The sequence below is a fragment of the Lacticaseibacillus camelliae DSM 22697 = JCM 13995 genome, assembly GCF_001311195.1.
Classification (GTDB): domain Bacteria; phylum Bacillota; class Bacilli; order Lactobacillales; family Lactobacillaceae; genus Lacticaseibacillus; species Lacticaseibacillus camelliae.
Window position 1 is genome coordinate 1 of record NZ_BBAJ01000085.1, and the last position, 8945, is coordinate 8945.

The 8945-nt window shown below is 61.1% G+C and carries 7 protein-coding genes and 3 pseudogenes; 5 read left to right on the top strand and 5 right to left on the bottom strand.

All coding sequences use genetic code 11. The features are described from left to right. The first annotated feature begins 51 nt into the window (after positions 1 to 51). The gene (locus JCM13995_RS11565) at positions 52 to 1206 is read left to right on the top strand and encodes a peptide MFS transporter (RefSeq protein WP_225350875.1); all 1155 of its coding nucleotides are present in this window, start codon (positions 52 to 54) and stop codon (positions 1204 to 1206) included. A 158-nt stretch (positions 1207 to 1364) separates the two neighbouring features. Here JCM13995_RS11565 and JCM13995_RS11570 read toward each other — a convergent pair whose 3' ends face one another. From JCM13995_RS11570 to JCM13995_RS11580, 3 genes and pseudogenes are all read right to left on the bottom strand, one after another. Continuing rightward, the gene (locus tag JCM13995_RS11570) at positions 1365 to 1850 is read right to left on the bottom strand and encodes an NADPH-dependent F420 reductase (protein WP_054665861.1); all 486 of its coding nucleotides are present in this window, start codon (positions 1848 to 1850) and stop codon (positions 1365 to 1367) included. After that, on the bottom strand, positions 1835 to 2053 hold the full coding sequence (locus tag JCM13995_RS11575) for an NAD(P)-binding domain-containing protein (RefSeq protein ID WP_054665865.1): 219 nt from the start codon (positions 2051 to 2053) through the stop codon (positions 1835 to 1837). The genes JCM13995_RS11570 and JCM13995_RS11575 overlap by 16 nt, the downstream gene beginning before the upstream one ends. 1 nt (position 2054) lies before the next feature. Then, positions 2055 to 3100: pseudogene (locus JCM13995_RS11580) on the bottom strand (LLM class flavin-dependent oxidoreductase). Positions 3101 to 3253: 153 nt separating this feature from the next. Here JCM13995_RS11580 and JCM13995_RS17850 point away from each other — a divergent pair. The 4 genes and pseudogenes from JCM13995_RS17850 to JCM13995_RS11595 all read left to right on the top strand — a co-directional run bounded on the left by JCM13995_RS17850 (position 3254) and on the right by JCM13995_RS11595 (position 7269). Next, positions 3254 to 3502, top strand: coding sequence for a hypothetical protein (locus JCM13995_RS17850; protein WP_369385724.1), 249 nt, complete (start codon positions 3254 to 3256; stop codon positions 3500 to 3502). A 17-nt stretch (positions 3503 to 3519) separates the two neighbouring features. After that, a pseudogene (locus tag JCM13995_RS17855) lies at positions 3520 to 3977 on the top strand (alpha/beta fold hydrolase). Positions 3978 to 4126: 149 nt separating this feature from the next. Then, positions 4127 to 6092: pseudogene (locus tag JCM13995_RS11590) on the top strand (GTP-binding protein). Between the two features lie 25 nt (positions 6093 to 6117). Next, on the top strand, positions 6118 to 7269 hold the full coding sequence (locus JCM13995_RS11595; protein WP_054665871.1) for a DUF2075 domain-containing protein: 1152 nt from the start codon (positions 6118 to 6120) through the stop codon (positions 7267 to 7269). A gap of 145 nt (positions 7270 to 7414) precedes the next feature. On the opposite strand, the gene JCM13995_RS14050 is transcribed toward JCM13995_RS11595, so the two are convergent. After that, on the bottom strand, positions 7415 to 8002 hold the full coding sequence (locus JCM13995_RS14050; RefSeq protein WP_202813281.1) for a YdeI/OmpD-associated family protein: 588 nt from the start codon (positions 8000 to 8002) through the stop codon (positions 7415 to 7417). Beyond that, positions 7995 to 8870, bottom strand: coding sequence for an AAA family ATPase (locus JCM13995_RS11605; protein ID WP_054665868.1), 876 nt, complete (start codon positions 8868 to 8870; stop codon positions 7995 to 7997). Before JCM13995_RS11605 ends, JCM13995_RS14050 begins: the two co-directional genes overlap by 8 nt. Positions 8871 to 8945 lie beyond the last annotated feature (75 nt).

An 8945-nucleotide genomic window follows, 5' to 3' on the forward strand; every position in this document is an offset into this window, starting at 1 on the left:
GCAGCACGCCTACCTGGTACGGCACACTGCTGAAATTTCGCGATCGCGCTGCTGGCCGTTCCGCACGGCGGTCGGTTGCTGTTTTTTGCCAGCTTGGTCCTACAAGTCGTCGCCTCTGGCGTGACCGGGCAGAGCCTGAACGCCCTGGTCGGCCTGATCTACCGGCAGCGAGGGACGATGCGCAATACCGCCTTCACGCTGCTTTACATCATTTCCAACATCGGGGCGGCCGGGCCCATCGTGACCGGCGCGGTGGCGGTGCGCTTTGGGTACAACGCCGGCTTTTTGGTGGCAGTGTTTGTCTTGGCGTTAACGACGGCGCCGTACGTTGTGTTAAATCGCCGCTACTTGGGCGACTTGGGGGTGACGGTTCCAGATCCGCTGCTGCCGACTGAGCGCCGGCGGTTGGCCTTGCGTGTCCTTGGCGGCGCAGTCATTGTGGCTGCGGTCATCGGTGGGGCGCTTTGGGCCGGTTGGCTGACCGCGGGCCGCTTCAGCAGTGCCGTGGGGATTCTGGGCATCGTGCTGCCCGTTTGGTACATGGTGGCGATTGTCCGCAGCCCCAAGGTCACTAAGCAAGAGGCGCGGCACGTGAAAACCTACAGCCTGTTTCTAATTGGCAACAGCATCACCATGCTGGTATACGGCCAGGCCACGGGGATCCTTTCGCTGTACACGCTGGATCAGGTCAACCTGAACGTGTGGGGGTGGCACCTGTCGGCTGCGAGCTTCCAAACCATTCCCGCGGTGCTGGCGGTGCTGTTCGGCAGCGTGATCAGCGGGTTGTGGACTCGCCTCGGCCGCCGGCAGCCCAATGCCAGCCTCAAATTTGGTATTGGCATGCTGTTTTGGGGGGCTGGACCCCTGTTCATGATCCTGCCGCTGCGCCTTTTCCCAGCGAATGTGAAAGTGTCGCCGCTGTGGATCGTGATGTTCTACGTCCTGATCATTGCGGGCGAGACGCTGACTTCGCCGATCGGCACGGCACTGGCCAGTGAGGTCGCGCCCGCCGCGTATGTGACGCAAATGATGACGGTGTTTACGCTGTCGCAGGCGGCCGGCTCCGGACTGTCGGCGATTGCCGCCAACTTTTACACGCCGGGGCACGAGGTGGTCTACTTTTTGGTCATCGGGGCCATCGCGGTCTGGTGGGGAATTGTGATGCTGATCGCTAATCGGCGCATCGCCCGGGCCATCGTCAAGTGACCAGCCACTTTGGCCAACTGAATAAAAGCCTTGCCGAAACTCAAACAGTCACCGGGCCTCACTCATCTAGTGAAGTCTGGTGACTGTTTGGTCCTGAGGTTCACGTGCTGCTGCAGGGACGGGAAAGCCCCCACCGAATACCGGCGGGGGCGACGGGTTTAACTGATTTGGCCGCCGCGCTTGGCGATGATCTCCTTGCCGAACGGACTGGTGTAGATGGTTTTGAGTTTCGCGGTGAACTGGTCCCGCGGAATGGCCTCGCCAAATAGTGGACTGCCGGGTTCCAGTAGCAGGCCGAATCTTAAGGGGCCGAGGTCGAAGGGGTCAAAGCCGAACGCCGTCAGCACCTGTTTGACCAGTGGGCGAATGTCGTCGTGGTCGGTGGCAAAGGCCATTGCGCGGGGCACGTCTGGATGCCGGTCGACTTCAATCTCCAAGTCGTGGTAACCCATATGGTTGAAGGCCTTGGCGACCTTGGCGGTGCTCAGCCAGTCCTGGACCACTTCGGAGCTGGAGTGGGTGAAGTCGGAAATGGTGTTATGCGTCCCGTCGACTTCCTTCCAGTAGTTGGTGGCGTCGAGGACGACCTTACCGGCAAAATCCGCCGGGTTCAGGTCCTGGTAGTGGCTCAGCGGGATGGCCAATATGATGACATCGGCTTTTTTTTCACCACATCCGCTGAGGTGGCGCTGATTGCGCCAGGCGCCAGCGTGTCGATGACCCATTTGAGGTCGGACACCGCATGGGTGCTCCCAATCATGATGGGCAGGTCCCGACTAGTGCCGATGCGCGCCAGCGTGGAGCCGAGCTTGCCGGCACCAAGAATGCCAATGATGGGTTTCGCCATGTTACTCGCCTCCCAGCAGTTCCTTGACGCGGGGGATGACCCGCTCGCCAAAGTTGCGAATGGTGGCCTCGCGCTGGCTGAGCAGCTGGCCGCCGGTGCCGTAGACCAGGTCGAAGCGCTTCATGTTCAGCGCCTTCATGTTGCGGGCAATTTTTTTGTGCAACGTGCTCCGGCGTCCCGACGTAATAGGAGCCCTTGTCGATCTCAAACTCGAAGCGGTCGCGAGTCATCGGTGCCCAGCCGCGGTCAATGCCGATGCGGTCCATTTCCGCCTTGATGTACTTGAAGCCGACTTCCACCGCTTCTGCCTCATCGTCGAGGATGATGCCATGGGCGTGCATGCCAAGCGGGCGTTCAGGCTTTTTGAACTGCGCGGCGGCCTTTTTTGTACAGGTCCACGTAAGGGCGGAAGCGAACCGGCTCGCCGCCGATAATGGCGATGACGACCGGAATGTCGTACGCCACGGCGCGAATGATCGACTCCGGTGAGCCGCCAACGGCCAGCGAGGTCGAAATGGTCTCACCGCTCGGGAGCTTCGGGTAAACCGTGGTGTCGGTCAGCTTTTGGGTGTACTTACCGGTCCAGTTCATCGGCTTGCCTTCCAGCAGCTTTTGCCACATCGCGATTTTTTCCTCGAACAGGCCGTTGTAGTCTTCCAAATTGAAGCCGAACAGCGGAAAGGACTCCGTGAACGAGCCGCGGCCCAGCATGATCTCCTCGCGGCCGTGGCTAAGTCCGTGCAGCGTGGAAAAGCGTTCAAAGACGCGCACCGGGTCGTCAGAGGACAGTACAGTCACCGCCGTGCCCAGTTTGATGTTTTTGGTCACTGCGGCCATGGCGCCAAGGACGACCTCGGGACTGGAAATGGCGAACTCCGGGCGGTGGTGCTCGCCCAGCGCAATGCGGTAGATACCTAGGTCGTCGGCCAGCTTAGCCTCTTTGATCACCTGGCGCAGCGTTTCGTCGCCGTTGAGTGGGGTGCCGTCATCCTGAAAGGCCAGGTCGCCGAACGTGTCGAGTCCGAATTCATACTTTGTCTCAGTCATTTTTACGCCTCCGTGTGCTTACTTTTTGTAAGTTTAATGGTATCGTACCTGCTGGTGATTCAAAATGCAAGCGTTGGGCCGGACTTTTTTGGCTGTGCGCCGCAAAGCGTATAATGAACCGCAGCAAGCGTTAGTAGGGGGAGGCTGTTTCACGTGAAACGACGGGCAAAAATTTGGCTGGGCATTCTGATTGGGTTTGTCGCGCTGCTTGGCGTCGGCTGGGGCGTTCTTGAGGCGAACATGTACCAGCCGAGCCCGGCGGCCCAGCGCGCGAGTCAAAGTGCCGTCAGGACGGACTACGGGCTGGCGTTCAAGGCCAAACAGCCTCAGGGTGCCAGCGTCATTTTCTATCCCGGCGCTTGGTCGCGCCGGCCAGCTACAGCATTTGGGCCAAGAACCTAGCGGCATCGGGGACGTCGGTGTACATCGTGCGCTTTCCGCTGAACCTGGCGGTGCTCAGCGGAAACAAGGCCGACCGGGTGCTGAAAGCAACCGGTGGCCCGGTCGTCATCGGCGGGCACTCGCTGGGCGGGGTCATGGCGGCGCGCTACGCCAAGACGCATGCCAGCAGCCGCCTCGCCGGCGTGTTTTTCCTGGCCAGCTACGCGGATGAAAAGGGTCGGCTTGCTAAGCGGGGCCTGCCGGTGCTTTCGGTCACTGCCAGTCACGATGGTGTGCTGAATTGGTCGGCGTACCGCAAGGCCAAAGCCAATTTACCCCAAGCCACGCGTACGTGGAGCTGGCCGGCAATCACGCGGGGTTTGGCAGCTACGGCGTGCAGCACGGTGACGGCAAGAGCCCGGTGACGAATCAGGCGCAGCAGCGCGCCGTTGCGCAGACACTGCGCCAGTGGCTGAAAACCCAGGTCAACCGCTAAAAACGCCTGTCAGGTCAATCGGCTCAGGCGTGGCGCCGGCAGGCAGCGGCAGAGCGTAGAGTTCCAGCACGTAATCTCGTCTGAGCATCAGCGGATCGCCTTTCCGTGCGCTAAAATAAAAATACGCAGTTCAATTCGGAGGCAGCCTAATGAAAAAAATTACTGCCGGCATCATCGCCCATGTGGATGCCGGGAAAACGACGCTGTCAGAAGCGCTTCTATACAAAACCGGCGCGCTGCGCCAACTCGGCCGTGTCGACAACGGGGACGCCTTTTTGGACTCCGACGCGCTGGAAAAAGCACGTGGGATCACCATTTTTTTCGCACGAGGCGGTCCTTCGCTACCAGGACCTGGAGCTAACGCTGCTGGACACCCCGGGCCACGTGGATTTTGCCAGTGCCACTGAGCAGGTGCTGTCTGTGCTCGATTACGCGGTGCTGGTGGTTTCCGCGACCGACGGCATTCCCGGCTACACGCGGACCTTGTGGCGGCTTTTGGCGCGCTACCAGGTGCCGGCGTTTATTTTTGTAAACAAAATGGACGTGCCCGGCGCGGACCAGGCCCAGGTGCTGGACCAGCTGCAAGGGGCGTTCGGCGACGGGTGCATCGCGTTTGCCGACCTGAACGAGGAAAAGCTTGAGGCCATCGCCCTGCAGGACGACGCGACGCTGGACGAGTTTTCGACCACGGGGCAGCTGGCGGCCGTCACGATTCAGAAGCTGATTGCCGCGCGCAAGGTCACGCCGGTGTACTTTGGCTCCGGGCTGAAACTGCAGGGCATTGATGACCTGCTTGCCGGGCTTGAGCGGTGGACTCAGCCGCTGCAGCCGACCCCGAAATTCGGCGCGCGCGTGTTCAAGATTTCCTACGATGACAAGGACGAGCGCCTGACCTGGATGCGCGTCACCGGCGGCAGTCTGAAACCCAAGCAGGTGCTGCTCGGCGGTCAAAAGGCCAACCAGCTGCGGCTGTACAACGGGGAAAAATTCACTGTGGCCCAGGAAGTGAGCGCTGGCCAAGTCTGCGCGATTCCAGCTCAAGGACACGCACCCCGGCCTTGGCATCGGGGCGGAGCCGGACGCCAAGCGGGCGGTGATGCAGCCGGTCATGACCTACAAGCTGGACCCACAAGGCGAAGATCCGCGCGCCTGCCTGACGGCGCTGCGCCGGCTCGAGGACGAGGATCCGGCGCTCAAGGTGAGCTGGTCGGAGCGGCTGCAGGAGCTGCGCGTGTCGATCATGGGCAAGGTGCAGCTGGAGATCTTGACGCAGCTGCTCGCTCAGCGCTTTGACCTGCACGTCGCGTTTGGCACTGGCAGCATTTTGTACCAGGAGACGATCACCCAGGCCGTCGAAGGCGTCGGGCACTTTGAGCCGCTGCGCCACTACGCCGAGGTGCACTTGCTACTGCAGCCGGCACCACGCGGCAGCGGCATGACCTACGCCAGCGACCTGCCAGTCGAGGCGTTAAGCAGAAATTGGCAGCACTTGGTCCTGGCGAATCTGCAGGCCAAGCAGCACATTGGCGTGCTCACCGGCTCACCTTTGACCGACGTGAAAATCACGCTGGTCGCTGGCCGTGGCAGCAATGTTCACACTGTCGGCGGCGATTTTCGCGAGGCCACCTGGCGCGCCGTGCGCCAAGGCTGATGGAACTGAAGCAAACTGGTGGCGACCTGCTGCTCGAGCCGTGGTACAGCTTCCGACTGGTGGTCGCTCAAGACCAGGTGGGCCGCGCCATGGCTGACGTCGACCGCATGGCCGGCACGGTGGATCCGCCGACGGTCCCGGACCGCAACGGCAGCGTGACGCTGACTGGCTTTGCCCCAGTGGCTGAGATGCAGGACTACGGGCAAACCGTCAGCACTTACACCCATGGCCAGGGCCAGCTGGAGCTGCTGGTTTCGGGCTACCGGCCGTGTCACAACGCCGAAGAAGTCATCAAAACGATTGGCTACACGGAAATCGGCGACACCGCCAACCTGCCGGGCTCGGTATTTTGCGCGCACGGCGCCGGGTACCCGGTGGCGTGGCAGGACGTGCCGGCCGCCGCGCATGTGCCTTACCGGTACACGCCGGCGGCACTGGCCGCCATGACGGGAAAGAAGGACTAGTTTGACCCTTGCAGATTCAACGTTCATGTTGCCGGAAGCGGCACAATTGACCGCCAGTCAGCGGCAAATCCAGCGCCAGGTGCTGGCGTTCATCACCGCGCACCGACGCGATGGCAAGGCAGCCGTGTTTGCCCTGGAAGGCGACGCCGGCACGGGCAAAAGCGCGCTGCTCAGCGCGGTGTTCAGTGCCGTGCAAAAGCAGGCCCGAAGCACTGGAGGCGCGCTTGCCGGCACCACCAACCGCTTGCTGGTCAACCACAATGAAATGCTGAAAATCTACTGGGAGGTGGCCAGTCAGGCCCAGTGGCTGCGCAAGGCTGATTTTCAAAAACCGACGCCGTTTATCAACGCCAGGCGCAAGGCGGACATTGTGTTCATCGACGAGGCCCAGCTGCTGCTCAGCCAGCCTGATCCGTTCAATCGGTTCCGACAAAACAACCAGCTCACCGAGATTTTAAAGCTGGCCCACGTGGTCGTGCTGGTCTTGGACTTGCACCAGGTCACCAAGTTGAAAAGCTTGTGGACCTCGGCGATGATCAAACACACGTTGGCCGGCCATGTTGTCGAACGCGCCACGATGACGGGGCAGTTGCGCATGCAGTCCCCGGCCGCCGCGGCGTGGGTCGATGCGTTTGCCTCCGGGCAGCTGCTGCCGCTGCCGCATCCGGTCAACTACCAGCTGCGCGTGTTTGAGGACGGGGTGCCCTTGTACGACTGGATCAAACAGATGGATCGTCAGCACGGCCTGGCACGGGTGCTGGCAACGGCGGATTTTCCGTTTCGCGTGTACACGAAGGAGCCTTGGTACGTGCAGGCCGGTAAGCTGCGGCTGCCGTGGGACCGGGTCAACTTCACCGACCGCCCCTGGGCCAGCCAGCCGCAAACGCTTAATGAGGTCGGCTCGATTTACACGATTCAGGGCTTTGACCTCAATTACGCCGGCGTGATCCTGGGCCCCAGCGTGGACTACGACGCCAAAACGGACCGGATCACGATCGACCCGGCCCGCTTCGAGGACCAAACGGCGTTTCGGCGGCGGCCCGATGGGACAGATTCTGCGGCCGACCGCACGGCGATTATTTTTGATGTGATCAACATTCTGCTCAAGCGCGGGCGCATGGGGCTGGGCCTCTACGCTGTGAATCAGGCGCTGCGGCAGCGCCTGCTGGCATTATAAGAGGCTGAGACACAAAGCGGTTTTAGCCCAAAACGCAGGCGTCCCTGCATCACGATTCGTACTTCGAATCGCGATGCAGGGGCGTTTGCGTGTCTGGGCGTTGCTTTGTGGAACGCGACTAGGGAAATTATGTCTCAGCCTGTGGTCATTCCCGCGGCTTGCGGGGATGCCAGGCCATTTTCATGTAGACGTTGCCGGCCTTGAGTTCGGCCAGCATCTGGGCCTGGCGTTTGGCGCGAGTCGCGGGGCGCTTGGCTTGAGCGATCCAGTTGAGGTAGTCGGTGCGTTGGTAAGGCGGCCGGGCGGCGAACGCATTGCTAAGACCGGCTTGCGCCAGTGCTTGGGCGATTGCTTCAGGGACAGGCGCAGGTGGCCGGCGTTTTGGCGCGGCGGGGGCGGCCCCGTTCAGGCGCAAAGTTACCAGTTCGGTGATTAATTCTTTAGGCAGCGGCTGATCGAAGGCGAACCGGATCGCGCCCTTGGAGTGTGGATACGCCGCAATTTTGGCTGGATTGATGGCCGTCAGCGGCCCGCTGGTCGGGTACAGTGCGATGTCGTGGGCATTGGCGCCGAAGTATACCAGGTCTCGGCCGGCCTCGTAAAAGGTGGGCTTGGCGTAACTGATTTTCTCCTGGGCGGTTGGCAGCAGTTTTTTAAGCAGCTGGTACATGGCTCGCAGCTGCGGCTGGGCCGCCGGGGCGGCATGGTCAATGTAGTCGGTAATGTCAGTCATGAGGCGACTCCTTTTTAAATTCGGCGGCGTGGGCGGTGAAGAATTGCGCGTAGGTCTGCACCTCCGGCAGCTCCTGCCAGCGCGCCGAGGCGACCGGCACCTTGTCCAGGTCGTAGATCTTGGTGTGCGGCAGCGCCAGCAGGAACGGCGAGTGGGTCGCGATCACGAACTGATTGCCGAAAAAGCGGGCGCGGTCCGTCAGGTAGGCGGCCAGTTTCTGCTGGTTGGCCGGCGACAGCGAGTTCTCCGGTTCGTCCAGCAGGTAGAGCCGCTGGTCCTGCAGCTTGTCCTGGAAAAACTGCAGCGCGCTTTCGCCGTTGGAAAATTCGCGGGCGTTTTTGGCCAGATTGTCGCGTACGTAACGGGATTGGGTCTTGCTGCGGGTTTCCAGGATCTTTTTTAATTCGTCATAGTCGCTGAGGTCATGGTAGTGAAAACTGGCGAACTTGTTGTCCAGGTAGTCGTCGAACATGTCGTCGCGGCGCCGGTCGATCTGCTGGTTCAGCGCGCGGGTGTTCAACATGGCGTCGAACACCTCGTCGGAGGAGATAATTGCCGACCCATCCGGGATAGGGGCGGCGAGTTCAAAATTGCACAACGTCAAGTAATCGGCCTCGAAACTGGAGCGGTTGTAAAGCGTGCCCCGCGCCAGGCCCAGTTTTTCGGCGATCACGTTCAGCAGGGTCGATTTGCCCGAGCCGTTATCGCCGTAGAAGATCGTGATCGGCTCAAACGTCAGGGTCGGCACCTGTTTTTGCGGGAAAATCTGAAACGGGTAGTAGGTCGAGTACGCCCGCGATTTTTGCTTGATGAAAAAGTCCCACTCCGCGTCCTCATCGGGCAGGGTGAATGTGCTGAGAAAAGTCATGGGCGCACCTCCTTTGGGGCAATTGTACCCAGTCAAGGGCCGGCATGACAATAAAAAAACAGCGGCGCATCAATG